At 46.2% G+C, this 26126-nt stretch carries 24 protein-coding genes and 1 tRNA gene; 11 read left to right on the forward strand and 14 right to left on the reverse strand.

Annotated elements, in window-relative coordinates:
* The 8 genes from ispF to Xhom_RS15585 form a co-directional block, all read right to left on the reverse strand.
* Nucleotides 1-474: a 2-C-methyl-D-erythritol 2,4-cyclodiphosphate synthase gene (ispF, locus tag Xhom_RS15550; RefSeq protein WP_069318123.1), complete on the reverse strand. Its 474-nt coding sequence runs from the start codon at nt 472-474 to the stop codon at nt 1-3.
* Complete coding sequence (gene ispD, locus Xhom_RS15555; RefSeq protein ID WP_069318122.1) at nt 471-1268, reverse strand: 2-C-methyl-D-erythritol 4-phosphate cytidylyltransferase; 798 nt, start codon at nt 1266-1268, stop codon at nt 471-473. Before ispD ends, ispF begins: the two co-directional genes overlap by 4 nt.
* 20 nt (nt 1269-1288) lie before the next feature.
* Nucleotides 1289-1606, reverse strand: a complete 318-nt coding sequence (gene ftsB, locus Xhom_RS15560) for a cell division protein FtsB (protein ID WP_069318121.1) — start codon at nt 1604-1606, stop codon at nt 1289-1291.
* A gap of 182 nt (nt 1607-1788) precedes the next feature.
* Nucleotides 1789-2433: an adenylyl-sulfate kinase gene (cysC, locus tag Xhom_RS15565; protein WP_099139804.1), complete on the reverse strand. Its 645-nt coding sequence runs from the start codon at nt 2431-2433 to the stop codon at nt 1789-1791.
* Nucleotides 2434-2442: 9 nt separating this feature from the next.
* Nucleotides 2443-3885 (reverse strand): sulfate adenylyltransferase subunit CysN, encoded by a 1443-nt coding sequence (cysN, locus tag Xhom_RS15570; RefSeq protein ID WP_069318119.1) that lies wholly within the window; start codon nt 3883-3885, stop codon nt 2443-2445.
* 11 nt (nt 3886-3896) lie between these two features.
* On the reverse strand, nt 3897-4805 hold the full coding sequence (cysD, locus tag Xhom_RS15575) for a sulfate adenylyltransferase subunit CysD (RefSeq protein WP_069318118.1): 909 nt from the start codon (nt 4803-4805) through the stop codon (nt 3897-3899).
* A gap of 10 nt (nt 4806-4815) precedes the next feature.
* Nucleotides 4816-6258, reverse strand: a complete 1443-nt coding sequence (cysG, locus tag Xhom_RS15580; protein ID WP_069318117.1) for a siroheme synthase CysG — start codon at nt 6256-6258, stop codon at nt 4816-4818.
* 338 nt (nt 6259-6596) lie between these two features.
* On the reverse strand, nt 6597-7256 hold the full coding sequence (locus Xhom_RS15585) for an ArsR/SmtB family transcription factor (RefSeq protein ID WP_069318116.1): 660 nt from the start codon (nt 7254-7256) through the stop codon (nt 6597-6599).
* 354 nt (nt 7257-7610) lie between these two features.
* Here Xhom_RS15585 and Xhom_RS15590 point away from each other — a divergent pair, with 354 nt between their 5' ends.
* From Xhom_RS15590 to Xhom_RS15630, 9 genes are all read left to right on the forward strand, one after another.
* On the forward strand, nt 7611-8258 hold the full coding sequence (locus Xhom_RS15590; protein WP_069318573.1) for a GTP cyclohydrolase II: 648 nt from the start codon (nt 7611-7613) through the stop codon (nt 8256-8258).
* Nucleotides 8255-9952: a WD40 repeat domain-containing protein gene (locus tag Xhom_RS15595; RefSeq protein WP_069318115.1), complete on the forward strand. Its 1698-nt coding sequence runs from the start codon at nt 8255-8257 to the stop codon at nt 9950-9952. Before Xhom_RS15590 ends, Xhom_RS15595 begins: the two co-directional genes overlap by 4 nt.
* Nucleotides 9949-10644 carry a class I SAM-dependent methyltransferase gene (locus Xhom_RS15600; protein WP_069318114.1) on the forward strand — a complete coding sequence of 232 codons (696 nt, stop codon included), beginning with the start codon at nt 9949-9951 and terminating at the stop codon, nt 10642-10644. The genes Xhom_RS15595 and Xhom_RS15600 overlap by 4 nt, the downstream gene beginning before the upstream one ends.
* A gap of 15 nt (nt 10645-10659) precedes the next feature.
* Nucleotides 10660-11643 (forward strand): formylglycine-generating enzyme family protein, encoded by a 984-nt coding sequence (locus tag Xhom_RS15605; RefSeq protein ID WP_069318113.1) that lies wholly within the window; start codon nt 10660-10662, stop codon nt 11641-11643.
* A 161-nt stretch (nt 11644-11804) separates the two neighbouring features.
* Nucleotides 11805-12857 carry a methyltransferase gene (locus tag Xhom_RS15610; protein WP_069318112.1) on the forward strand — a complete coding sequence of 351 codons (1053 nt, stop codon included), beginning with the start codon at nt 11805-11807 and terminating at the stop codon, nt 12855-12857.
* 2 nt (nt 12858-12859) lie between these two features.
* The gene (locus Xhom_RS15615) at nt 12860-13723 is read left to right on the forward strand and encodes a VOC family protein (RefSeq protein ID WP_069318111.1); all 864 of its coding nucleotides are present in this window, start codon (nt 12860-12862) and stop codon (nt 13721-13723) included.
* Between the two features lie 36 nt (nt 13724-13759).
* Nucleotides 13760-15163, forward strand: coding sequence for an MFS transporter (locus tag Xhom_RS15620; RefSeq protein ID WP_069318110.1), 1404 nt, complete (start codon nt 13760-13762; stop codon nt 15161-15163).
* Between the two features lie 45 nt (nt 15164-15208).
* Nucleotides 15209-15721, forward strand: a complete 513-nt coding sequence (locus Xhom_RS15625; RefSeq protein WP_069318109.1) for a DUF2165 family protein — start codon at nt 15209-15211, stop codon at nt 15719-15721.
* Between the two features lie 35 nt (nt 15722-15756).
* Nucleotides 15757-17070 (forward strand): DUF6687 family protein, encoded by a 1314-nt coding sequence (locus tag Xhom_RS15630; RefSeq protein ID WP_232326180.1) that lies wholly within the window; start codon nt 15757-15759, stop codon nt 17068-17070.
* A 201-nt stretch (nt 17071-17271) separates the two neighbouring features.
* Here the strand turns inward: Xhom_RS15630 and Xhom_RS15635 are convergent, their stop codons facing one another.
* The 3 genes from Xhom_RS15635 to cysJ are packed head-to-tail and all read right to left on the reverse strand — an operon-like array spanning nt 17272 to nt 21564.
* The gene (locus Xhom_RS15635) at nt 17272-18006 is read right to left on the reverse strand and encodes a phosphoadenylyl-sulfate reductase (RefSeq protein WP_069318107.1); all 735 of its coding nucleotides are present in this window, start codon (nt 18004-18006) and stop codon (nt 17272-17274) included.
* Entirely contained in the window at nt 18003-19742 is a 1740-nt protein-coding gene (gene cysI / locus Xhom_RS15640; RefSeq protein ID WP_069318106.1) for an assimilatory sulfite reductase (NADPH) hemoprotein subunit, read from the reverse strand. The genes Xhom_RS15635 and cysI overlap by 4 nt, the downstream gene beginning before the upstream one ends.
* Before the next feature lies 1 nt (nt 19743).
* Nucleotides 19744-21564 carry an NADPH-dependent assimilatory sulfite reductase flavoprotein subunit gene (cysJ, locus tag Xhom_RS15645; RefSeq protein WP_069318105.1) on the reverse strand — a complete coding sequence of 607 codons (1821 nt, stop codon included), beginning with the start codon at nt 21562-21564 and terminating at the stop codon, nt 19744-19746.
* Between the two features lie 357 nt (nt 21565-21921).
* On the opposite strand from cysJ, the gene queD reads away from it, so the two are divergent.
* Nucleotides 21922-22284: a 6-carboxytetrahydropterin synthase QueD gene (queD, locus tag Xhom_RS15650; protein ID WP_069318104.1), complete on the forward strand. Its 363-nt coding sequence runs from the start codon at nt 21922-21924 to the stop codon at nt 22282-22284.
* Between the two features lie 34 nt (nt 22285-22318).
* Here queD and queE read toward each other — a convergent pair whose 3' ends face one another.
* Entirely contained in the window at nt 22319-22990 is a 672-nt protein-coding gene (queE, locus tag Xhom_RS15655) for a 7-carboxy-7-deazaguanine synthase QueE (protein ID WP_069318103.1), read from the reverse strand.
* Nucleotides 22991-23159: 169 nt separating this feature from the next.
* Between queE and Xhom_RS15660 the strand changes: the two genes are divergently transcribed.
* Entirely contained in the window at nt 23160-24545 is a 1386-nt protein-coding gene (locus Xhom_RS15660; RefSeq protein WP_069318102.1) for an amino acid permease, read from the forward strand.
* Nucleotides 24546-24602: 57 nt separating this feature from the next.
* On the opposite strand, the gene Xhom_RS15665 is transcribed toward Xhom_RS15660, so the two are convergent.
* Together Xhom_RS15665 and Xhom_RS15670 are read right to left on the reverse strand one after the other, a co-directional pair.
* A complete protein-coding gene (locus Xhom_RS15665) occupies nt 24603-25463 on the reverse strand; it encodes an endonuclease/exonuclease/phosphatase family protein (RefSeq protein WP_084023261.1) in 861 nt (286 codons plus the stop codon).
* 574 nt (nt 25464-26037) lie between these two features.
* Nucleotides 26038-26114, reverse strand: a tRNA-Asp gene (locus Xhom_RS15670).
* Nucleotides 26115-26126: the final 12 nt, after the last annotated feature.

The following is a 26126-nucleotide window of genomic DNA, read 5'->3' on the forward strand; positions in this document are numbered from 1 at the left end:
TTATTCCTTTACCAGCAAAGCCACGGCTTCGCAGGCAATACCTTCTTTACGGCCAACAAATCCCAGTTTTTCTGTGGTTGTTGCTTTAACATTAATATCGTCCATATGGCATTCAAGATCTTCTGCCAGATTGATCCGCATTTGGAGAATATGGGGCAACATTTTCGGTGCCTGTGCAATGATGGTGATATCCAGATTGCCAATTCGATAATCCTTTGCACGAATCCGGCGATACGCTTCTTTCAACAACTCACGGCTATCCGCACCTTTAAAGGCAGGATCAGTATCGGGAAATAATTTACCGATATCGCCTAATGCCGCCGCACCCAATAAAGCATCAGTGACAGCATGCAAAGCAACGTCACCATCTGAATGGGCAATTAATCCCTGCTCATAAGGAATACGGACGCCTCCAATGATCAATGGCCCTTCTCCACCAAATTTATGCACATCAAAACCGTGTCCAATTCTCATAAGATAGATTCCTTCGATTTTCGGGATAGGTAAAACTCAGCCAATGCCAAATCTTCGGGTTGGGTCACTTTAATATTGTCCGCCCGTCCATTGACCAGTACGGGTTGGTAACCACAATACTCTAGCGCTGAAGACTCGTCGGTGATGCATGCTTTTTCTGCCAGTGATTTCATTAAGCAATCACGCAATAGCTGTAAAGGGAATAACTGTGGGGTCAAAGCGTGCCAAAGTCCTTTACGATCAACGGTATGATCAATGACGGTATGGTTAAGCGTGGCGGATTTTTCTACTAATGGCGATCCCATACGTTTCATGGTATCCCTCACGGGGGAGGCTAAAAGGCCACCACACACTTCTGGCGATTCCAAGCTGTAATCAATCAGCCGTAGCAGGTTCTCAAGGTCATCCCTATGCAAACAAGGTCGGGCGGCATCATGTACCAAGACCCAAACAGCTCTGTCTGTCGGTAAACTCGCCAAATAGTTTAGTCCGGCCAGGACAGATTCAGCGCGCTCCTCTCCGCCAACCACAGTGGTAATCCGTAGATCAGAAGCAATGGCAAGCTGTCTAAAATGCGTATCAGCAGGATTAAGCGCAACAATGATGCGCTCAATACGGGGATGTTCAAGCAATGCTGACAAGGTATGGTCAAGGATGGTCTTTCCGGCAATCTGAAGATACTGTTTTGGGCAGTCTGATTTCATCCGGCTACCAATGCCCGCAGCAGGGATCAATGCGACTATTTCAGTAAAAGCGTTTTCTGTAAAAAAACGGCCAGCAAGCGCATCAGGCATGGAATTATTCATTTCGATTATTATTTACTGTTCTGATTCAAGGATGGTTGTGCATTTTGTTTCGAATTATCTGGCACCATACGGTAAAAGGATTCTCCCGGCTTAATCATGCCCAATTCATCACGGGCACGTTCTTCGATCGCCTCCTGTCCTCCTTTCAGATCTTTGATTTCAGCAAATAGCTGGTCATTACGTGCTTTAAGCGTAAAGTTGTCGATTTCTTGCTTATCGACCTCTGTTTTAACCCGCATATAATCATGAATACCATTTTTGCCGAACCACAGCGAATACTGTAACCAGCCAAGTAGAACCAACAATAGTAGCGTTAGTTTGCCCATCTCCGCCCCCTGAAAAACCCGCTAATCATCCCACAACTGAAAGCATGACGCCACTATCACAATACATGAATCACAAAACATGATTGCAAGACGTAATGGATACGCATCGAATTAAGTGAGTGTAGAAACACATTATTCCACTCGCAATAGTGTGTTTCATGGATGTTTCGTTGGAATAATAATTAAGCAGGCAGGATACCGTAGTTTTTCAGTACAAAAAGTAATTTTTCAATTGATAATTCTACGGATTGTGCTCCATCTAAATAAATATCGGGATGTTCTGGCGTTTCATAGGCGGCATCAATTCCTGTGAAATGAGGCAATTCTCCCGCTCGCGCTTTTTTATATAAGCCTTTAGGGTCACGAGCTTCACACACCGCCAATGGAGTATCGACGTGTACTTCAATAAACTGCCCCGATGCCATAAGTTCACGTACTTTTTGTCGTTCTGCTCTATTGGGAGAAATAAATGCGGTCAGTACCACCAGCCCGGCATCAACCATTAATTTTGAGACTTCTCCTACTCGCCGGATATTTTCTTGTCTATCGATTTCAGTAAATCCCAAATCACTGCACAGGCCATGGCGTAAATTATCACCATCCAGTAAGTAGGTTTTAATTCCTCGCGAAAATAATACCTGCTCTAATGCCCCTGCAAGAGTGGATTTTCCTGATCCCGATAACCCCGTAAACCAAATCACTAATGCAGGATGTCCATTCGCTGTTTCTCGCTGTTTTCTGTCCAATACATGTGAGTGCCAGACAATGTTATTAGCGGCATGATTAGAAATATTGCCAGGATCGTCGGAAGAAACTGAATTTTTAATTTGAGACACTTATTTTCCTCCCAGTAAGTCACGTACTCCCCAGTGAGGGAAATGACGACGAACTAACTGATTGAGTTCTAATTCAAACTCACTGTATTCTTTCGGCTCCTCGTAAACATCAGTTTGAATTTCACGGACTAGACCCGCACCTACCGTGACATTCGTCAAACGATCAATCAGAATGATGCCGCCGATATCCACATTTTTCCGGTAATTATCGAGTAATAACGGCTCATCAAATGAAAATTCCACCAGCCCAATTCCATTCAATAGCAATTCAACCGCAACTTTCTGAGTCAGGTTAGTAATATCCACCTGATATTGGACATTATCAACTTTGGCACGGCTTTTTTTGCCCGCGACTTTGATATCCACACTTTGCCCTTGAACCAGCGGTTTTTCTGACATCCATACGACATCTACCAAAGCATGGCGTGCTACCGTCATTTGATCTTCGACGGCAATCAATAGATCACCTCGACTGATATCAATATCATCTTTTAGTACAACAGTGATGGCTTCTCCAGATACGGCAAAGGGCAGATTACCGTCAAAAGTGACAATCTTCTCCACGGTGGAAACGACACCTGATGGCATAACTTTGATTTTCTGGCCTTGGCGTAAAACCCCTGACGACAAAGTACCACTGTATCCACGAAAATCGAGATCAGGGCGGTTAACATACTGCACAGGAAAACGTAGGGGCTGTTCCGATGCTTTTGTCTGTACATCCACAGTCTCAAGAAATTCCAGTAAAGTTTTTCCCGTATACCATGTCATTTTTTCGCTGTGAGTGGCAATGTTATCGCCCTCCAGTGCTGAGACCGGAACGAAATAAATGTCCAAGTTGGCAGGTAATTGAGCAGCGAAATCCAAATAATCCTGTTTGATCTGCTCAAATATATTTTGTTGATAGTCGAGCAAATCCATTTTGTTCACTGCTACGACTAAATGGCGAATCCCCAACAAGGTACTGATAAAACTATGCCGACGCGTTTGTTCTTGAACGCCTTTTCGTGCATCAATCAACAAAATGGAGAGATCACTGGTTGAAGCACCCGTTGCCATATTGCGGGTATATTGTTCATGCCCCGGTGTATCTGCAATGATAAATTTGCGTTTTTCTGTGGAGAAGTAACGGTATGCAACGTCAATGGTGATGCCTTGTTCCCGTTCGGCAGCTAATCCATCAACCAATAATGCCAAATCCAGTTTTTCGCCCTGAGTCCCAATCCGCTTGCTGTCGCTTTGCAATGTCGCAAGCTGATCTTCATAAATCTGACGGGTATCATGTAACAAACGACCAATTAGTGTACTTTTGCCATCATCCACGCTGCCGCAGGTTAAAAAGCGCAGTAATCCCTTTTCCTGCTGCGCCCGCAGATAGGCTTCAACGCCACCTTGCTGTTTGATTTGGCTAGCGATAATTTCATTGTGTGCAACTGCTGGCATATCTGGACTCCTTAAAAATAACCCTGACGTTTTTTCAGTTCCATCGAACCAGATTGATCACTGTCAATCAGCCGCCCCTGCCGCTCACTGGTTGTCGATATCAACATTTCTTCTATGATTTCCGGCAGCGATTCGGCTTCCGATTCCACCGCACCTGTCAGCGGCCAGCAGCCAAGTGTTCTGAAGCGTACTTTGCGCTGACTAATAACTTCTCCGGATTTCAGGTTGATTCGATCATCATCAACCATAATCAACGCCCCTTCTCGCTGAATAACAGGGCGCGGTTTGGCAAAATACAGAGGAACAATTTCGATTTGTTCCAGATAAATGTATTGCCAGATATCCAATTCAGTCCAATTAGATAACGGGAAGACCCGGATGCTTTCCCCTTTGTTGATCTGGCCGTTATAGTTGCGCCAGAGCTCCGGGCGCTGATTTTTAGGATCCCAGCGGTGGGAACGGTCACGAAATGAGTAGATACGTTCTTTAGCCCGCGATTTTTCTTCATCGCGCCTCGCGCCACCAAACGCGGCATCAAAGCCGTATTTATCCAGCGCCTGTTTCAGCCCTTCCGTTTTCATGATGTCAGTATGCTTTGCACTACCGTGAATAAACGGGTTAATTCCCAGTACTTCACCTTGGGGATTACGATAAGTCAACAATTCAAAACCGTATTTTTCCGCTGTGCGATCACGGAAGTCGTACATATCCCGAAATTTCCATCCCGTATCAACATGTAATAAAGGAAAAGGCAATTTCCCCGGATAAAATGCCTTACGTGCGAGATGCAGCATCACCGAGGAATCTTTACCAATGGAATAAAGCATTACTGGATTAGCAAATTCAGCAGCCACTTCACGAATGATATGGATGCTTTCAGCTTCAAGTTGCTGCAAATGGGTCAGTCTTTTTTCGTCCATTGATAGATCCTTAGTCTAAGTCAATAACAGAATGGCGGTTTATGTGGGCGACAGACTGTGTTTGATCAATTGACTGCGCTTGATGCCCGAACCATGCTATTTGGTGGTGGAGTTGAGCCACCTCTCCCACCACCAATAATGCGGGCGATGGTGCGTTCTGTGCCAACCGTTCGAGTTCAGACAATGTTCCGGTCAACACTTGCTGTTCAGGTCGAGTGCCACAGCCAATGACCGCAACAGGGGTATTGGCATCTCTCCCATGTGAAATGAGTTTCTGGCTAATCAGGGCTGACTTTATGACGCCCATATAAATTGCCAGTGTTTGATTACCTCTCGCCAATGCCGGCCAATCCAGATCATTGCCATTTTCATGGCAGTGGCCTGTAATAAAAGTGACGCTTTGCGAATGTTCTCTGTGAGTCAATGGGATACCTGCATAAGCCGATGCGCCCACTGCCGCTGTAATGCCGGGTACAACCTGAAAAGGAATACCTGCCGCTGCGGCAATTTGTAATTCTTCTCCACCACGACCGAAGATAAATGGATCGCCGCCTTTTAAGCGAACCACTTTTTTCCCCTGATTCGCCAGTTTGATGATAAGCGTGTTAGTTTCTTCCTGTGCAACTGAGTGATTTCCCGCTCTTTTTCCAACGCAGATCTTGTCTGCATCACGGCGCACTAATTCCAAAATTTCCGCACTAACCAGATGATCATACAGTACGACATCAGCCTGCTGGATCACCTGCAATCCCTTTAAGGTCAGCAGTCCCGGATCACCCGGCCCCGCCCCAACCAATGCCAACTCGCCTTGACGGTGTTCTTGGATATGGAGCAACTCCTGCTCTAGCTGCTCTTCTGCTTGTTTAAGTTGCCCGTTCGCGATCAGAGTGGAAAAACGTCCATTAAATGCTTTTTCCCAAAAGTGGCGCCGTTGACGCATGGAAGTAAGGTGCTGTTTCACACGTCCACGCCAGCCCCCCGCAATTTTTGCCATTGTGCCAAGATGAAATGGCAACAAAGACTCCAGTTTTTCTCGCAGTGATTTGGTCAATACAGGGGCTTTTCCTGCCGATGAGATCGCAACCATAATCGGAGAACGATCAATAATTGAGGGAAAAATAGCAGAACAAAGTGGCTGATTATCGACGACATTCACCAAAATAGAACGATTATTGGCTTCTGTAAAAATATATTCGTTGAGAATAGAATCGTCAGTCGCTGCAATCACCAAAAATACGCCAGCAAGATATTCTGGTTTAAACGTTCCCTGTAACCACTCAAACTCGCCCTTTTGATAGCGTTGTTGCAATTCAAGATGCAGTTCAGGCGCCACAATCTTTAGCTTGGCACCTGTACGCAACAATAAGCTCGACTTGCGGGAGGCGATTTCTCCGCCGCCCACCAGCAGTACAGATCGGGCTTTGAGCTCAACAAATAAGGGTAAATAGTCCACGGTGGCAGATCATCCAGTGTAAAAGCTGTACGTGTTCCCTTCATCTTTCACATTGCAGTTTTGTTGTCTGTGCTGCAATTTGAAATTTATTGGGTATACAACCTATTAATTATTATGAGTACTAGATAATGAATATATGAGGCCACGATCAGGTTATGAAATGACAAAAAGGAATTATTTGTTCCTGAATCGCATAAGGTGACTGCTCCCCGCCCTCCGGGCGAGTCTTCCTACGTCAAAGATCGCTGCTTATTCATGACAAGTCTTACGCTGGCTTTCATGGTCAGAGACGGGTTGTTATGGTCGTGAGAAGACTCGGTGCAGTATACAGATGGGGATCAACGTCCTAGAGCTTCCACACGCAAACCTGCTGCTCGCCATCCTGGTAATCCATCTCCAAGGCGTAGTGCTTTGAATCCTTTGGATCGCAGTAATGAAACAGCCTGAATAGAGAGCACACAATATCGTCCACCACAATAGGCGAGGATATCCTGATTACGAGGCAGCTCTTCAAGGTGGTGTCCGAGCACTTCTGTTGGGATGTTAATAGCTCCCGGAATATGTCCTGCCGCATAATCCTCTTCCGAGCGCACGTCCAGCAGTAGTACACCTTCCTCCTGCCTGCGGAGCAGTTCTTCAATAGAGACACCTTCTAAATGTCCTGGATGATGAATGCTGTCGGAAACGACACGCTGAATCTCGGTTTGCTGATAAGCAAGATAGTCTCGTAACGCGCTCAGTATATTTGCAACTGGACCATCACCAATCCGATACAGGACATGCTTGCCTTCGCGGCGGGTTTGGACGAATCCAGCACGTCGCAATTGCTGCAAATGTTGTGAAGTATTGGTGATAGAGAGACCCGATATTTCTGCCAAATGTTCTACCGAGCTTTCGTGTCGAAAGATTGCCTCAAGCAAGGTCAATCGATGTGAATGCCCAAGTGTCTTGGCGAAATCCGCCATTTCGCTAATAGCATAGGTGGTGTGATTATTCATTTTTATATAATAACAGCTTAAAACCTAAATATTTGCGACATAGATTACATAATTCGTCTAATTATGTAATTAATCCATTCATTTATGGAATGATGGATTTATAAAATAAAATGACCACAAACTGGGCAAGTTCACGCATACGCCATACGGAATTCAATGGTCATAGAAGGTTCTGCTTGATGTCTGATTTCGACTCAACTGTAATTTTCATTTTGCCGAAAAGATGCCGTTCCTGTTGTTTGCACTGGCAAGTTGCTGGCCTTTTGCGAAGCTGTTTCTACGATGGGCGAGTAATTTATCGATTGCCAACTAATGTGGCCAAACAAAATACTGATTAACTGCGAGAAATACAGAATGAATAAAGCTCGAATAACCTCAACAACAGTGAGCGCATCTGTTCGGACCCGTGTCAAAGTTCCCATACATCTTCGTAGCAGTCACCAGAGGTTTGAAGCCGAGATGGTAACGTTCTCTGGTCTTTGCGACACTGGAGAACATCTTGCAATCGTTTTTGAACCGCTCAGCAGCTCACCGCATGTTCGTGTGCATTCCGAATGCCTAACAGGTGATGTGTTCGGTTCTGCGCTTTGTGACTGCGGCGAGCAGCTCGACGAAGCGATTACCATGCTCGGTAAGCTTGGTGGCATCCTGCTCTATCTACGCCAAGAAGGTCGCGGTATCGGATTGTACAACAAACTTGACGCGTATGACTTGCAGATTTCACAAGGCCTCGATACGTACGCTGCAAACCAAGCGATCAATTTTCCTGAAGACATGCGTGATTTTCGCGTAGCCGCAGAGATGCTGCAGGCACTTGGTATTTTCGAGATATCCCTTGTTACTAATAATCCGGACAAGATTTCGCAGCTCGAGAGAAGCGGGATTAGTGTCAAGCACGTGTTACAGACCGGAGTGTTCGTCAATAGTACGAATCACCGCTATTTGCGCACGAAGATCGACAAACACCATCACACCATAAACCTTGGCGAGGAACTCCAATGATCACTCATCATGCACCGATCAGCGGAATTGCCGCATACCGTGATAAGTACGTCTTAACAGCAGGCTACGATAACCAGATTATCTTGTGGGATGCCAAGACCCAACGTCCACTCGTCCGTGCAATGCACGATCACCTAGCGAATCAGGGAGTGTTCTCGCCCGATGGTGCTTATGCCGTTACATCATCATCAGATTATAGTGCTCGGCTCTGGACTGTCCCCGACTTACGGTTGGTCGCTGTGTTCGCCGATCATGAGGACGATGTAGAAATGAGCGTATTTCATCCGAATAAGCCTCTGGTCGCAACTGCTTCACGCGATCATCACGTTCGGGTGTACGATTTCAGTGGCAAGCTGCTACATACGTTCAAAGGCCATTCAGCTGACGTAATCTCGGTTGAATGGATGCATAATGCCGACGAACTTGTCTCGTCAAGCGACGACGGTACGATCAAGCGTTGGTCACTTGAGAAAAACAGCCTCGTCGCTGACATCGATCTCGATGGCATCGAAACCGATACGATCGCTATCGCAGCAGACGGACGCATATTCGCAGGCAACGACGAAGGAGAGATAATTTCAATCTATACTGACGGTTCGCAGGTGACATTTAGGGCACATGATGCGGGTGTAAAACGTCTTGTACTCGACCATAACAGAGGCCTTTTAGTGTCTCTATCATACGATCGCACAATGCGGCTATGGAAAGTGGATCCATTTGGGCATTTGGAAGAACTCGTGAGCGCGTCGTTGCCGCCTGAAGTATGGCCGCGTTCATGCTCTTTCGAAGGTGATGATCACATTGTGTTCGCGACTTTCCAAGCCAGCTATCGTCTGTACAACTGGAAATCCAATGACTGGGATTTGACTGAGCTAGCGCCAACACTCGTCGTCAATGCAGCCGTGTTAGTCGATGGCCAACAATGGACGATTGGTGATGCAGGCATCGTATGGGTCGATCAGCGTGAACACGCACGCACGGGCAGTCTATGCAACTTTCTCACGCCCGTAGGTGACGTGATCCTGACAGGTGGGCAACTCGGCAAAGTGTTTGATGCGCGTACTGGTCGCGAGTTGTACCAGCATCGTTCCCCACTAAACTGCGGAGTGGCGTTCAAGCGCAATGGCATCGATCATGCGGTGCTCGGTGCATACACGGGTGAAGGTATTGTGCTGCGTATAGATGGTTCGCAAGTAACGCACGTCGCTGACCTGCCACTGCATGGTAACGCGGTTAAGGGCATTGCCATCTCTGGTGATCTGATTTTCTCCATTGCGGCAGACGCGTCAGCGACTTGGTATCGTGTGTCAACACTTGAGCAGGTATGCATGCTTAAGAATGCACACGAGAAGATCGCGAATGGCTGTATCGGCCTCAGTGACGGCTATTTTGCATCGGTAAGCCGCGATCTGAAATTGCGGATATGGTCACCAAATCATCATGTGGATGTAATCTCGACTCCCCACACACACTCGATCAAATGTGTTGCGGCAGGAGTTGACGGTCGCTATGTCGCGACTGGCAGCTATAACGGCCGTGTTGCTATTTATGACCGTATCGATAGCCTCTGGGTAATCAATGAGCAGGTAACGACTGCGGGAGTGTCGTCCCTCAGCTACGATCCGCTCACACATGTGTTTCTTGCAAGTTCATATGACGGCAATGTCTATCACATCCCGCTGGAGCACATATGAGCAGTGGCACTAAACCGCATTATATTGATACTCAGCGGGTAATCGTTCCCGTTGACGTTCCAAGCACAGCACCACACGACTATGAAGAGGTATTACGCTCGGATTTTGTGTCGAGTTATAACGAGGGACGAGACGTCTGGACCGAAGAGGCCGCAATGCAGCAGGCAAGTACTATCTTGCATGCTCATCTTGGTCGTTCTTCCGATGTCCTAGACGTTGGCGCAGGTCGCGGACGTGATACCCAGTTCTTACTAGCTCAAGGTCATCGGGTCACAGCGATTGACCTTGTTGAACTCCCCGAGTGGGCACAACTAGTGCAGAACTGGGGCAATCAGGTTCTATTTAGCACAACACCCGTGACTAATCTTGATGGTGAGAACCTTTTTGATGGAGTGCTAGACAACGGCTGTCTACATCACCAACATCCAGACGAATACATTATATATCTCAGGCGCATCCACGAGCTTTTACGTTCAACTGGGCTCTTCACAATATCAGTGTTTGAGTCGAAAGAGCCAGGACGGCTGTATGCAAATAAAACGCAACGGCTTTATCGTGAGTTCACAGAGTCTGAGCTTATCGAGTTGTTGCACATCACGCATTTCACTCTTGTTAGTGTGCATCGAGTACCGCGTCCAAAAGCCGGACTGAACTATTTAGTTATGACGGTTAGAAAATCGTGTTCTTACTGAGATGAGGCCATGCCCATGAAACTTATGCTCGCCGACAACCCTAATTATCTCAGTGATCGTGCAGCGATGGCACTGCCAGAAAATCTATTCGTTGCGCGCATGCCCACGACGGTATTTTCAATGCATCTCGATCTACTGCAATTTGAGCCTGCAGAGTGGATAGCAATCGCGCAGAATCCGTCTACGCCATTCGAACGCCGTTACGCAGCGGGTACATTGCTCAGCTTTTCTGGCGATCCACGTATCCGTCCGCTTGATCCTGAAATGTGTGATGTACCCGGTGCAAGCGTTTGGCTCGGCACTGCACCGGAGCAAGTTCCACAGGTAATTGCCGAATGGGAATGTGTCGGTGTAATCGAGGAATGGATAGCTAAGGAATGCCCACGCTACAACGTGGAAATCAAGGAATTCCGGATTATGCGCTATCCAGTCACAAATCTCGAATATCGGCTCTTTCTTGAGCAAATGAGTGCGCCATGGCTTCCGACGTCTTGGTCCTTCGGTGTCTACCCAAGCGAGAAAGCAAATCATCCAGTCTGGTCTATCCCTCCGGAAGCAGCAGAAGCGTATGCAAATTGGCTGAGCAGGGCTACGGGTCGGCGTTTTCGGTTGCCTAGTGAAGCTGAATGGGAGTATGCAGCTTCTGGAGGTACTGGATCCGAGTATCCGTGGGGTAACGAGTTTAATCCTTACGCAGCCAATACGGTCGAAGCAGGGCCCTTATCGACAACGCCTGTTGGTATATTTCCTCTTGGTCGTAGCACATTTGGAATCGACGATCTTGCTGGCAATGTCGAGGAATATGTCGCCGACGATTATTATCCCTACCCTGGAGGCAATGTGATTAACGATGATCTAGCAAGCACTCAGGGTAGCTATCGGGTCGCACGTGGTGGTAGCTTCACGCGCTTTGGCGATCTGGCACGCTGCACACGTCGTCATGGCCGCTATCAGCGTGATATCTACGCGATGGGTTTTCGGCTCGTAGAGTCGCTTTAAGCATGGTCAGAATTGTGATTAGACCACTTTATAACTGTAGTAGCGTATCTGAAGACAGCACCTTTGCGATGAGCAGGTTTTCCAGCAGAAGGATAACCTATCAATAGTGTAGCAAGGCGTACCAGCTTCTCAAAAATCATATTATTTAACGAGGGACTTCAATGATCGAACTAGCAGCTGAGACAATTTATGAGTCGGCAAACGACAAAATTGCACTGACTTCAGTCGTCGACTTGGTGAAATTGTCCGACCAATACCGGCAATCGGCAGTCCTGCACTATGCCGTTGCCGAAAAGCTATTTGATTTGACACAGGAAAATTGTACATCGGCCAAAATTGCCAAGAATTTTAACATGGTCGAGAGTAAGGTATCTATCCTGTTAAACGCTCTTGTTGCTCTCGGGCTTCTGAGGAAGGATGGCAACGAATTTTTGAACACTGAGTTAACTACGCGATACTTGACAAGTACTAGTTCCGACTACATAGGCGCGATTATTGAACATCAGCATTTGCAGTGGGATAACTGGCCCCGGATTGGAGAAGTTCTACGTAGCGAAAAACCTCTCGACTTCCAACAGGAAAACCGTTTCATGCGCGATGAACGCGCTCGCAACGCGTTTAATGACGCAATGGTACGCTTGAGCCAGCCCATGCGCGACATCGTGAGCGGCCTCAGTGTTTTCACGAACGCAAATACGTCGATCGACCTTGCCGGTGGACACGGTACCTACCTCGCAGAGGCGTTACGTTGTCATCCACAACTGATAGGCCAGATATGGGATCTACCAACGACCCGAGATGCTGCGCAAAAAACTATTGAAGCATACGGCCTCAGTGGACGGCTTAAGTTTTGTGAGAAAAACCTGCTTGATCCTCTCAACTTCGAGAAAGCAGCCGCTGACGTAGTTATGTTGAACGACTGCCTTCACTACTTTGATGAAACAGAAGTACTTACAGTGATCCGCTACGCATCCAATATTGTTAATCCCGGTGGAGTACTCTTGATCCTCACAATGACAATGGATGAAAATCGTATCACTCCCGCGCTATCTGCTGACTTCTCACTCCATATGATGATTAACACCAATCACGGCGAACTACATCCGACTCAGTGGATAGCGCGCGCTGTGCATGAGAATGGCTTGTCTATCAGTGAGCACTCAATTGGCCGCTATACACTTCTCATCGGTCAACGCCCTGCTAGTGAGGTATAACTATGCTTGTCTTCAAACTGATCAATCTTGATATTAATCCAACAGACGCAGAACAGGTCACTCGTGTATTATCCGAGCAATGCACAGTAGCCGGCTACCGATTGAGTATAGTAGAGGTGGGCAGTACAACGCCGGATGGGGTGTTTGTACTTTCGAGTGGTACACCGAATGTTATAAATAACAATAGACTAGCTGAAGTTGGGCCGATTGCTGTTGCACAGGTTTGTATCGATCGGGAAAGTATCGGCGGTGAAGCATCTGCAGCATGGCACGAAGTTCCTCAGGGTGTGTTCGGCTATCCCTTCGCACTTGAGATGAAATCTATGGGAGAGTCAGCCGATATCGTACGTGACTGGCTTGCAAGCTTCGCTACATTCACTGCCTGTATCAAGATGTGGCGGCGCCTACGTGACAAACCTGAAGATGGCAAGCCGCGCGAACTACGAGTGAATCATATTAACATCCTTGCTCGAAATCTTGACAAATCTGTCGATTTCTATCATCGAATCTTAGGAGCATCCTATTGCTATAATCTAGGTCCAAAGAAGGTTGTGATGGAGCTAAACGGCTTCGACTTTTTTATCGAACAAACGGATACCGTTGTTTACCCACCAGGTTACCATTTTGGCGTGCGCACAGACCCTGAAGGTGTCAAATCGATCGCTGTAATAGTAGAGGCAGACAGCAATATCAAGATCGTAAAAGGCAACGGCCCAACTCCTGGCTATCATTTGGGACTGGATCGTGTGCGTACCGCTTTCTACTTCGAAGATCCTGACGGTCTTGTAATTGAGATTTATTCACCAGAAATCGAAATGCTTGAGAGTAATCCATATCTCATCTCGCAGCATTTTTCTCCGAACTGATAACCATTTTCAACCTATTAACAAACGAGGTAGTCCATGAGTTCTAACAATACTCCCTCTTGGGGAGAACTGCTTTCCGGACGTAACGGCTTGCTCTCAATTGCGCTTGCAGGGGGAGTTGCGCTACATGCGATCAATATCTATATCGCGACGACAATCCTACCGTCCGTCGTACGAGATATTGGTGGGCTTGAGTACTATGCATGGAACACCACGTTGTTCATGGTCGCGTCGATTATTGGCGCACCATTGTCCAAAAACGTACTAAGCCGTTTCGGACCGCGTGCTGCTTATCTCGTCGCTCTCATTGTGTTCTGTGGGGGGACACTCGTGTGCGCAAGTGCAAAAGACATGTTGTGGATGCTTGTTGGACGATTTGTGCAGGGCTTCGGCGGTGGCATCCTGTTTGCACTCAGCTACGCACTCATTCGTATCGTATTCGATGGGCGGTTGTGGCCCCGTGCAATGGCGATGGTGTCCGGCATGTGGGGTATCGCCACACTCTGCGGCCCTGCAATCGGCGGCATCTTTGCGCACTCAGACACCTGGCGTCTCGCATTTATCGCTCTTTTGCCTGTTGCCGCCGTGCTGGCGGTGATCGTGCTCGTCCAGTTGCCGGCCTATGAGAAATCTAGTGCACAAACGGAGCGAGCCGCAATTGGCAAGATTCTGCTGCTCGGTGTATCGGTACTCATCATATCGGTCGCAAGCCTGTCGAAGGAAGTTTTTGCAAACATCGGCGGTGTCATAGCTGGCCTCGTGATCTTCGCGTTGATTGCGCGCTTTGATCATAAGTCGAAAATTAAACTGCTGCCGACCGGCGCTTACGATATACGCGCGCCTCTTGGCGCAATTTATGCGTGCATGAGCCTGCTTGTAATCGGTATGACGAGCGAGATATTCGTACCGTATTTTCTGCAAACCATCCACGGCTATCAGCCGTTAATCGCTGGCTATGCGACTGCACTGATGGCGGCGGGTTGGACGGCTGGCTCGCTATTCAGCTCCGGACGCAGCGCACATACTGCGCAGGCGCTTGTGCGGCGTGGCCCGATTCTCGTTGTGCTTGCGCTCATCGTGCTTGCCATCATCATGCCATCGCAGCACCTGCTCAGCCCGGTTCCTAGCCTTACCTTGATGTGCGTGGCGCTCGCTGCGGTTGGTGCCGGCATTGGTGCCACCTGGCCGCATCTGCTCACACAGGTATTTACGAACGCGCCTGCTGGTCAGGAAGATCTTGCGTCGACATCGATCACAACTGTGCAACTGTATGCAACAGCTATTGGCTCAGCACTTGCCGGTATCGTGGCCAATCTTGCCGGATTCTCTGACCCTGGCGGTTTAGCTGGCGCTCAGAGTGCCGCTATGTGGATGTTCGCAGTCTTTGCGATTGCTCCGGTGCTCGCTATGTTTATCGTACGCCGTGTACGCATTGTATGAATTCGCCAAGCGTCTGCCCACGAAGACCCATTATGAGGACTAATCATGGACTCGATAGCCGGAATCGATCTATTTAAGGCTCTGCATGCATTCGGGATCGCCGGATGGGCGACAATAGGCGTGATCAATAATGTGCAGTCATTCACAGTGACGACGGGCACAGTCGGTCGCATGATGAGCATGGCATTTCTCAAACAGGAACCGCCCGTGAATACACCGTTGCTGCGTCGTGCAACAACATCACGGGCGATGCATGGAGCTGCACTTGCCTTTATTGTGGTACTGCAGGCAATTACCGCTATTGCCATGTGGATAGGCGGTTATTTGCTACTGATGACGGCTTCATCATACCCAGAAGCGCTACCATGGCTCAATGTGGGTATTACCTGCTTTGCTATGTGTGCGTTCGTTCTGTTACTGGGGGGATTGTGGTATGGCTACTGGATACGGCAAGAGGGCCTGCAACTTACACACATTGCTATCGTTATTTGGTCGATCGCCGCATTTTTGCTGTTCCATCTCAGTATGGCACCCGAATTGATAGGAGACATTCGATGATAAGTTCCCTTCCACTTCACGATGGTGATTGCTTCGTGCAAGTTAACGATGACGTTGCCGCTAGGCTTGATGGATTTGAGCTACGGCTTCTCGCAAGCCGCGTTGTCGCGATCCGTGACAACCAATTCCTTGATTTACAAAACCTAATTGCAGGGGGAGGTGCTATTACACGAAACGGTAATCCACATGACCTACGACGGCAAAATCTCGCAGTGCTGCATTACGATCTTAGCCGTCATGGCGAACTTGAATTGCGCGAGCCTAATGCTGACGGTGCTCGTCTTACCGCGCTCACGCCGAAAATTATAGCTACAGCCTCATCATCACCTATCCAAGAAGTACGGTTATCATCCAGCGATCGCCTCGCGTTCCTGCCGTTCGAAGAGGCGCGTGACGTGCCGAATATATCAGCCGACGCAATCCATAATATAGCAACGCAACTTACATTGTCGCATTGGCCAGCAAACCGAACTCCGGCTCGCTACAAAGCGAACCTGTCAACTGAAAGCGTATTTCGCTTTTTGTCTGATATGTCAGAGTATCCTGATGTGAGACATGTGACGACCGACCACTTTGATCTAGATGGACTAGCATCTGTCTACGCACTGATCGCGCCTGATCACGCGCAGAGCCACGGACAACTTCTCGTCGACGTTGCACGGTTCGGTGATTTTGCGTGTGGTCATAACACAAAGGCACGCCAACTCGCATTCGCTCTAAACACAATCGCTGCACAAACATCACACGCTACTGGAATGATACCAAACGAAAGTTTGCGTATTACGGCACTCTTTAGCACAATGCTGCCAGCATTGCGTGATTTGCTGGATGTTTCTGTAATCCACGATGCGCTTTGGCGTGATGCCGAACGGCATCACATGGAAACGGAAGCGTTACTCGACAGTCAGAACGTGACGGTTGAGCAATACCCTGAAATTGATCTTGCGATATTCCGTCTACCTACCTCTAATGTGCCATATGTGCGCATACCGCAACGTTACTTCGGACTTTCGTCTATTGCCTTCCACAACCGCACACCATTATCGACGATCGCTCTCGTCACGCAGGATGACATAGTCATCCACCAGCGCTATGAAGGATGGGTGGAGTTAGATTCTGCTGCACCACGACCGCGTCGTGATCTATCGATTTTAGCGCAGGCGTTACAATCAGCCGAAACAAAAGATTTCTGCTGGCACTACGATGGTGTGCAACACATTATGCCACGACTTGGACGCGACGGCGCACAGCTGAGTAGTTTACCGATAGAGACGATCGTGAGCGAGTTGAAACACTTCCTCGCGATTGCACCCGCGGCTTGGTCACCAAGTGTATATGCTGCTTCTTAGGCTCTGTACGAAAAGTCCCACCAATTAGCGAAAAACATCGTACCCCTCGCCCAATGCTGGCAGGGTTTATTACGGCATTTTTCGCCAAATTTTTAAGGTGTTACCAAAACCGATTAAGCAAAATATTCAACATGAATAAAGGCTGACCTCTTTTATAAGAGGTCAGCCTCATAAAAAAACAACATGACTCTCAATATTAACTTAACTTTCGTGTAAACCACATTCGCGCTTTAAACCAAAAAAACGGGTCTGCTCTTCACTCATGCCCAGCTCCCATTTTTGGGTAGTATGGGTATCTCCTACGGAAAGATAGCCTTGTTCCCAGAATGGATGGTATTCAAGGCCATGCTGCGTTAGATATTGATGCACTTGCCGGTTGTCCCAGTCAATAATTGGCAGAATTTTGAAAACGTCTCGTTGAATTGCCAGCACAGGTAAATTAGCCCGGCTTTCTGATTGCTGACGACGTAACCCCGCAAACCAGCTTTGTGCTTGCAACGATTTCAAAGCTCGGTTCATCGGCTCAACTTTATTGATTTGATTATAACGTTCAATGCCCTCTACACCCTGCTCCCATAATTTTCCGTAACGTGCCTCTTGCCAAGCAGAGGAATTATCTGCACGAAATATTTTTAAGTTCAGATTGAGTTTTTCGGTCAACTTATCGATAAACTGATAAGTTTCAGGAAATAAATATCCCGTATCAGTGAGGATCACAGGAATATCAGGATATTCCTGTGTCACCAGATGCAAGCAAACAGCCGCCTGAATACCAAAGCTAGAGGAAAGCACAAACTCGCCAGATAAGTTCGCCAATGCCCAACGAACGCGTGCACGGGCATCCAGTAATTCCAATTGTTGATTAATTTCAAACAAGGTGGTGTTTTTTTGCTCTGTTGTTAGCCCCTCTAACTCCGATAAATTTGGCTGACTCATATCGCCTCCTGCCAGTCATAAAAATCAACGGCTGAATTTAATACAGGTTTGATGATATCAACGCGGACCAAGAAATCGCCAAAACATTCATCAGACTGACGTTCTGCAGCCCAACGGCCAATTAATTCGTCCAGTATTTCCAGAATTTCTGCGGAAATAATATTTTCCCTGTACATACGGGGAATACGGCTGCCAATGCGGTTTCCACCAAGATGCAGATTGTAACGATCAGGCGCTTTACCGACCAAACCAATTTCTGCCAGCATTGCCCTACCACAGCCATTCGGACAGCCCGTGACACGCAATATAATCTCTTCATCACCGACACCATGTTTTTCCATCAACGCATCAACATGGTCAACAAAACTTGGAAGAAAACGCTCGGCTTCCGCCATCGCCAGTGGACAAGTAGGAAATGAAACGCAAGCCATGGAATGATGGCGTAAGGTCGTTACGCTCTCATCAATTAATCCATGCAGAAGAGCAATTTCCTCAATCCGTGTTTTTTCGCTTTCAGGAACCCCAGCCACAATCAGGTTTTGGTTGGCGGTCAAACGAAAATCACCTTGGTGAATTTTCGCAATTTCTGCAATTCCTGTTTTTAACGGCTTGCCGGGATAATCTAGTAAACGACCATTTTCAATAAACAAAGTTAAGTGCCATTGATCATCAATGCCTTTTAACCAGCCAATTTGATCGCCTCTACCGGTAAATTCATAAGGCCGGATCGGTTCAAATTTCACACCCGCACGTTTTTCAACTTCCCGTTTGAAGGTTTCGACACCAACACGCTCAAGGGTATATTTGGTCTTGGCATTTTTGCGATCGGTACGATTGCCCCAATCACGTTGGGTTGTCACCACTGATTCCGCAATTGCCAATGTGTGTTCCAATGCAATAAAACCAAATTCACTCGCCAACCGCGGAAACGTTTTTTTATCGCCGTGGGTCATGGCCAGCCCCCCACCCACTAACAGATTAAAGCCGATCAATTGGTCGTTTTCTGCGATAGCGACAAAATTAAGGTCATTGGCATGCAAATCCACATCGTTTTGTGGTGGAATAACTACCGAAGTTTTAAATTTACGCGGCAGATAAGTTGCTCCAAGAATCGGCTCTTCATCGGTTGTTGCGATTTTTTCTTTATCCAGCCAAATTTCAGCATATGCGCTGGTACGAGGCAATAAATGTTCCGATATCTTTTTCGCCCATTCATAAGCCTGTTGGTGCAAGGCTGATTGCACGGGATTGGAGGTACACAATACGTTACGATTGACGTCGTTAGCTGTTGCCAGTGAATCCAACCCCATTTGAGCCAGTAGTTGATGGGCAGGTTTAAGGTGGTTTTTCAAAATGCCATGAAATTGAAAGGTCTGTCGATTGGTCAACCGAATACTGCCATATAAGGTATTTTCTGTCGCAAACCGATCAATCCCCAACCACTGGCGAGGTGTAATGATACCGCCCGGCAGGCGGCACCGCAGCATCATGGCATGACGGGGTTCTAATTTTTGTTCTGCGCGCTCAGCACGAATATCACGATCATCTTGCTGATACATACCGTGAAAGCGGATAAGGAGAAAATTATCGCCCTCAAACCCGCCTGTCAGCCCATTTTTTAAATCTTCGCTGATCGTTCCACGCAAGTAGTCACTTTCTAACTTCATACGTTCACTATCAGCAAGTTTGCCTTCAACGTTCAAAGGGCCCTGTTTTTTATTGTTCACATTGCTCATGTTAGTAAACATCTCTCTGATAACGGCGCTCAACGCGCAATTCATTCAAGAATTCATCAGCCTGTTCAGCGTCCATTCCACCATGTTGTGAAAAGATGCCCAACAAGGCCTGCTCTACGTCTTTTGCCATACGGTTCGCATCACCACAAACATACAGATGCGCGCCGTTTTGGATCCAGCGCCAGACTTCTTCTCCCTGCTCATGCAGTTTGTCTTGTACATACACTTTCTGTTGTTGATCCCGTGACCATGCCAGATCAATACGGGTCAACAAGCCATCTTTCACGTAGCGCTGGAATTCAACCTGATAAAGAAAATCTTCAACAAAATGTGGATTACCGAAAAATAGCCAGTTTTTACCTTCAGCTCTCTGACTATCACGTTGTTGTAAGAATGCCCTGAATGGGGCGATGCCAGTACCCGGTCCAATCATAATGACAGGTGTTTGGGGATCAGCAGGTAAGCGGAAGTTGTTATTATGCTCAATAAAAATGCGTATGCTGTCGTCTTCCTGCAATCGGTCAGCCAGATAACCAGACGCCCCACCTGTACGAGCCCGCCCGTCAATATCGTAACGAACCACTCCCACCGTAATATGCACTTCGTTTTCAACTTCAGACTGTGAAGAGGAAATGGAATAAAGCCGTGGTGTCAGTGGACGCAACAAGTCAATAAATTGTTGGGGTTCAGGATGTGAGGCTGCGTCCCTGACCATATCCACAATAGGCGTTTTCTGGGCGTATTGCTGCAATGCCTGTTTATCAGCTACTAATGCCAGTAATTTTTCATCTTTCGCCAATGCGGAATATTTCTCAACAATCACCCCAGTATTTTGGGTGATCTCCAAATAATGGATCAATGCCTCACGTAATGGGAATGACTGACCATGTACATTGACCTGTTCAGAACCCTCCAACCAAAGCAATGTGATTAATTCATCCACCAAGGCGGGATCGTTTTCAAACCAAACTCCGAGAGCGTCTCCGGGTTGGTAACTCAGCCCTGAATCCCCAAAATCAATTTCGATATGGCGAACATCTTTGTCAGAACCACACCCCGTAATTTTCTGTTTTGTCAGCAATGATGCTGTCAGAGGATTATCTTTGGTATACTTCTCACCTACAGCGTCCAATTGCGTAACTAAAATAGATTGAGTTGGAATGGATTGAGTTGAAATGGTCGTTTTTGCCTGTACTGGCAAACGCTGTTTCAGAATATCCGTGATTTGCTGACGCCATTGGTCAGCTTGCTCCTGATATTCTACATCCACATCAATACGATCCAGTAGGCGCTGGGCACCCAGCTCATTCAAACGATTGTCAAAATCTTTTCCTGCCTGACAAAAATTTTCATACGATGTATCCCCCAAACCAAATACAGCATAAGCTGTCTCTTTCATTGAGGGCGCTTTTTTGGAATAAAGATATTTATACAGTGCAACTGCTTCTTCGGCGGGTTCTCCTTCACCTTGTGTTGAAGCGATAATAATCAATACCCGCTCTTGAGAAATTTGCTTAAATTTATAATCACCCGCATTAATCAATTTCACATTAAGATTTGCTGCCAATAACGAATCTCGGAGTTGTTCAGCTAAACGTCGGGCATTGCCTGTTTGTGACGCAGAAAGCAAAGTCACAGTTTCTTGAGCTGGAACGGCTGGCGTCGCCATCTCAGTTTGTGGTTGGTGATTCACCATTCCCCAAAAATATCCCGACAGCCAAGCTAATTGATGCGGGGAAAAATCACTGGTTGCTGATTGCAAACGTGATAATTGTTCTGGAGAAACAGGTAGTAATACAGTTGAAGGTGGTTTTGCAGTCATTATCCAGTGCCCTTTGCTATAGCCAATATCCATGTCATATAAATTTATGATGTATACCATTGATCTTTAAATTATATTTTTGTTGGTTACATTCATTCGATGACTTCCTCAATACAATTCGAAATCCATTGGATCTAAAAATAATAAACATGGATTAATTATCAGGTTATCCCAAAATAAGATGAGTATTTAAAGAAAGGATCGCAATATCTCATAACCAAAAAGCCTAACTTTATTTACAGATTTAATATATCGATAAAGTCGTTAAGCGCTGTGCGTTATATCTCCAGAAAAATCACGTTAAGCTTGCAAAGTTCAGGTAGAATAGCCGGCCTTTTGAAATCAGGGAAAAGCATCATGAGTACAACTATCTTTAAAGATTTTCAGTTTGAAGCTGCGCATCACCTGCCACATGTTCCTGAAGGACATAAATGCGGGCGTTTGCATGGGCACTCGTTTATGGTACGTCTGGAAATCACCGGAGAGGTCGATCCGCTGACAGGCTGGATCATGGATTTTGCCGATGTAAAAACTGCGTTTAAACCTATCTGGGAACGGCTAGATCACCATTATCTCAATGAGATCCCTGGGCTTGAAAATCCAACCAGTGAAATCTTGGCTAAGTGGATCTGGGAACAATTAAAACCGACATTGACTCAACTCAGCGCTATCATGGTCAAAGAAACCTGTAGTGCAGGTTGTATCTATCGTGGAGAATAAGGATTCAGCACCAAGATCTGGTGCTGAATAAACCTCAGGCGATATTTAAGTATTTATGAGTCTGCATAGAAAAACGCCAGTTGCGGGCAATGCATGTTTCTATACATAAACGGGTCGCTTCTTCTTTCTGACTTATAGGCTGTAAGGCAATAACCGGGACAGGATTTCCATCGAGCATCGTCAATAGTTCATCCAATGCTTCAATATCGCGCTCCCGTCCAACAGGATGTTTGATCTCGTCCGCACGCTTCATGGCTTCAGGCAAGACCTGATATCCACCACGCATTTTTACCTTCGGCGAAACCGTTACCCATGTTTTGTCAGAACACTGGATTGTATGTGTACCACTTGTCTCTATCTGACATTGGTAACCTTCACTTTCCAGTGTTTCAGTCAAGGGACGCAAGTCATATAAGCACGGTTCCCCCCCTGTGATAACAACATGACGCGCGCTGTAGTTTTGTCGGGTGAATATATTGAGCAATTGCCTCGCTGTAGCCACACCCCAAATATCACTGTCCTGCGATTTTAGTAAGATGTTGTCCATTGGTTGCTGTTTATCAGCTGCTTTTTCCCACGTATGTTTGGTATCACACCAGCTACACCCTACCGGACATCCCTGTAAGCGAACAAAAATCGAAGGAACACCGGTAAATACCCCTTCTCCCTGTAAAGTCTGAAAGATTTCATTTATTGGGTAGATCATAAAAAACCCTAATTTCACTAAAACTACCCGTTATTATTACAGATATCTATCCCGCGGACATCCATCTTTATGGTAAGGTACGAGGTTGCGTTTGCTGGCATCTCATGCCAGACAGAGCATTATATGCCTGAAATACTCTCTGGCATGAAAAGATAGATGGAAATAACGAATGCAAAATAATGAAAATCAGCTTAAACAGGGCTTAAGCGTAAGGCATATCCGCTTTATGGCTTTAGGCTCTGCAATAGGCACGGGGCTGTTTTATGGCTCAGCAGCAGCAATTCAGCAAGCTGGCCCCGCTGTATTGCTGGCCTATCTAATCGGTGGTGCTGCCGTATTTATTGTGATGAGAGCACTTGGCGAAATGGCCGTTCATCATCCCGTTTCAGGTTCTTTTTCACAATATGCCAGCCATTATCTGGGGCCTTTGGCCGGTTTTTTGACCGGTTGGATCTATGTACTTGAAATGCTGTTTGTTTGTCTTGCTGATATTACTGCATTCGGCACATATATGAAGCTTTGGTTTCCACATGTTGATCAGTGGATTTGGGTTCTGGGTATAGTCTGTTTTATTGGTGCCTTGAATCTCTGCCACGTAAGAATCTTCGGGGAAATGGAGTTTTGGCTTTCGATTATCAAAGTCACAGCTATCATTGCCATGATTATCGGTGGCATTGCCATTATGTTTTACGGTTTCGGGCAAACAACTGATCACGCGACTGGTCTGTCAAATTTATGGGAGCATGGCGGCTTTATGCCAAATGGCATCAGTGGAGTCATTGCCTCATTCGCCATTGTTATGTTCGCTTTTGGTGGTATAGAGGTGATTGGTATCACCGCCAGTGAAGCAAAAAATCCAGAAAAAACGATCCCTAAAGCAATCAATGCCGTCCCGTTTCGTATCTTGATCTTCTATGTTCTGACCCTGTGTATTCTAATGTGCATCTATCCATGGAATCAGATTGGTCAGGAAGGAAGTCCATTCGTACAGATTTTTTCCAATCTGGGAATTAATTCCGCTGCAAATATCCTGAATATCGTAGTTATTACGGCTGCTATTTCCGCTATCAATAGTGATATTTTTGGTGCCGGCAGGATGATGTACGGTATGGCGCAGGAAGGACAAGCACCTGAGTCATTCAAAAAATTGACCCGTAATGGTGTACCGTGGATGACTGTTCTTGTCATGACAGCAACGCTGTCGATTGGCGTCGTGCTAAATTATCTAATCCCTAAGGAAATATTCATTCTTATCGCCTCTGTCGCAACATTTGCGACTGTCTGGGTATGGTTAATGATCTTAATTTCCCATGTCGCCATGCGCCATCAAATGAGTGCGGAAGAGATCAAAACACTGAAATTTCCAATTCCGATGTGGCCAATTGCTCCCGCAATTACGATTATTTTCATGATCAGCATCATCGCATTGCTAGGCTACTTTGAGCAGACAAGAGATGCTCTCTATGTTGGAATAGGTTGGGTACTTATCCTCACTCTGGCCTATTTCTTTGGGGTCAAAAAAAAATTATCGGCAACACGTCCATCTAATCAATAATACCGAAAAAAGCGCCAGAGAAATTCCGGCGCTTTTCCTTTATCTACTATTTCCATGTCATAAAGCAAATTTAACAATCAAAGGGTTGTGATCAGAAGCCTTCGTAGTTAAAACCGATGCACTCGAAACTTTTAGCTCACGATAGAAAATAAAATCCAGGGGCTTACCAAAAACAATCTTTCTGCGATCATCATTAAAATAAACTTCTTTTAATTGCATCCGCTGGGCAAAGTGCTCCAACACATTAAACCTCTGACGGCTCCACGTATTAAAATCACCGGCAAAAATTATGGGGCCATGATGCAGCATAATGTGAAGGCCAATGTCGTTAAGTTGTCGGCTATATACATCAATGCCAAAACTAAAATTAATAGCATGTACATTTATGACCATCAATTGACGATCATCGGGTAATGAATAAATTGTGATTAATGAAGATTTTGAGAATCGCAGTATCGGCTCTTTTTCACGTAATGGATAACAATAGACGGGAGAAGAAGATGCTAAGGTCATAACACCAGATGGGTGCTGAGGGATAGAAAATGCAGGAACTTGATCTGCAACTAAACCTGTAGCAGCAACAAAATCCAGTAATTCAGGCGTTGTTTGCGCCTCCTGCAATAAAATGAGTTGGCTATTCTTAATCAAAGAATCCAAAACGTCTTGCCACGATCTGCGTTGTTGTTTGTAGATATTCCATATGGCAACGCAAAACTCATGATTATAGATTGGCAGCGGCTGCCCATAGGGTAATGAGTTGTCTGCAAGTAATTGTGTAGATGTGGGTAAAACTCTCGCTACAGGCTGACCTGCAATATAGCGCATGGCATAGTTTTTTGTCGCATTTCTCCTTTTAGCATATAGCTTTCTCACATAGTCCCTTTTTGCCAAGCTTTTCGCCAAATATCGCCCTACCATACGTCCCCCATCAACAGCACACCCGCTTGAACTCTTTTATCTGTCAGTCTCATCTCTGCTGGTGCGAATATTACTATCATCCAGAAAAAATTTGAGGTTCATCGAGCCTTTTTCATCAAACTTGGACAGTAACTGGTTAAAAATTTTGTTGATAATGGCTGACTTTGAGCTGTTGTTAAATCGGTTATAAGTGATTTTTCAAGAGCCATCACATTTAGGTGAATCACGCTACATAGCCTAAAACAAACTCTTAGAATATGCTCCGTAATGATGATACTACCACTTTATTTTAAGAAACACGGCCTGAGTAGCTATCTCAGATATTAAATGTGTCAAATATTAAACGGCTCTATTTGCCCCTTGATACTCAAGATTTCAGATGATTAAGAATAACATATAGAACCATTACTGATTACAATATCGGCGTTAGACTGTTTGGGAAGTCAAGAAACTTATGAATGATAAGAAAAAAATTAATATACTTCGATGAAATCGTTCATATATCAATAAAGAATTAACATTTTATCAATAGAAAAAACCCTGAGATTTCTCTCAGGGTTTTTTCTAAATACGGTGGCGGTGCGGACGGGACTCGAACCCGCGACCCCCGGCGTGACAGGCCGGTATTCTAACCAACTGAACTACCGCACCACCGAATTTCTT

This window comes from Xenorhabdus hominickii, assembly GCF_002632725.1.
In the GTDB taxonomy this organism is placed as follows: Bacteria; Pseudomonadota; Gammaproteobacteria; order Enterobacterales; family Enterobacteriaceae; genus Xenorhabdus; species Xenorhabdus hominickii.

Excerpts from the sequence above, each read along its gene's own strand:
- Xhom_RS15605 (WP_069318113.1), top strand. The coding sequence starts at position 10,660 with ATGAAACTTATGCTCGCCGACAACCCTAATTATCTCAGTGATCGTGCA.
- cysN (WP_069318119.1), bottom strand. The coding sequence starts at position 3,885 with ATGCCAGCAGTTGCACACAATGAAATTATCGCTAGCCAAATCAAACAG.
- Xhom_RS15625 (WP_069318109.1), top strand. The coding sequence starts at position 15,209 with ATGGACTCGATAGCCGGAATCGATCTATTTAAGGCTCTGCATGCATTC.
- Xhom_RS15595 (WP_069318115.1), top strand. The coding sequence starts at position 8,255 with ATGATCACTCATCATGCACCGATCAGCGGAATTGCCGCATACCGTGAT.
- Xhom_RS15600 (WP_069318114.1), top strand. The coding sequence starts at position 9,949 with ATGAGCAGTGGCACTAAACCGCATTATATTGATACTCAGCGGGTAATC.
- cysI (WP_069318106.1), bottom strand. The coding sequence starts at position 19,742 with ATGAGCAATGTGAACAATAAAAAACAGGGCCCTTTGAACGTTGAAGGC.
- Xhom_RS15610 (WP_069318112.1), top strand. The coding sequence starts at position 11,805 with ATGATCGAACTAGCAGCTGAGACAATTTATGAGTCGGCAAACGACAAA.
- queE (WP_069318103.1), bottom strand. The coding sequence starts at position 22,990 with ATGATCTACCCAATAAATGAAATCTTTCAGACTTTACAGGGAGAAGGG.
- queD (WP_069318104.1), top strand. The coding sequence starts at position 21,922 with ATGAGTACAACTATCTTTAAAGATTTTCAGTTTGAAGCTGCGCATCAC.
- Xhom_RS15620 (WP_069318110.1), top strand. The coding sequence starts at position 13,760 with ATGAGTTCTAACAATACTCCCTCTTGGGGAGAACTGCTTTCCGGACGT.
- ftsB (WP_069318121.1), bottom strand. The coding sequence starts at position 1,606 with ATGGGCAAACTAACGCTACTATTGTTGGTTCTACTTGGCTGGTTACAG.
- Xhom_RS15665 (WP_084023261.1), bottom strand. The coding sequence starts at position 25,463 with ATGGTAGGGCGATATTTGGCGAAAAGCTTGGCAAAAAGGGACTATGTG.
- Xhom_RS15635 (WP_069318107.1), bottom strand. The coding sequence starts at position 18,006 with ATGAGTCAGCCAAATTTATCGGAGTTAGAGGGGCTAACAACAGAGCAA.
- ispF (WP_069318123.1), bottom strand. The coding sequence starts at position 474 with ATGAGAATTGGACACGGTTTTGATGTGCATAAATTTGGTGGAGAAGGG.
- Xhom_RS15590 (WP_069318573.1), top strand. The coding sequence starts at position 7,611 with ATGAATAAAGCTCGAATAACCTCAACAACAGTGAGCGCATCTGTTCGG.
- Xhom_RS15660 (WP_069318102.1), top strand. The coding sequence starts at position 23,160 with ATGCAAAATAATGAAAATCAGCTTAAACAGGGCTTAAGCGTAAGGCAT.
- Xhom_RS15615 (WP_069318111.1), top strand. The coding sequence starts at position 12,860 with ATGCTTGTCTTCAAACTGATCAATCTTGATATTAATCCAACAGACGCA.
- Xhom_RS15585 (WP_069318116.1), bottom strand. The coding sequence starts at position 7,256 with ATGAATAATCACACCACCTATGCTATTAGCGAAATGGCGGATTTCGCC.
- cysD (WP_069318118.1), bottom strand. The coding sequence starts at position 4,805 with ATGGACGAAAAAAGACTGACCCATTTGCAGCAACTTGAAGCTGAAAGC.
- cysJ (WP_069318105.1), bottom strand. The coding sequence starts at position 21,564 with ATGACTGCAAAACCACCTTCAACTGTATTACTACCTGTTTCTCCAGAA.
- ispD (WP_069318122.1), bottom strand. The coding sequence starts at position 1,268 with ATGCCTGATGCGCTTGCTGGCCGTTTTTTTACAGAAAACGCTTTTACT.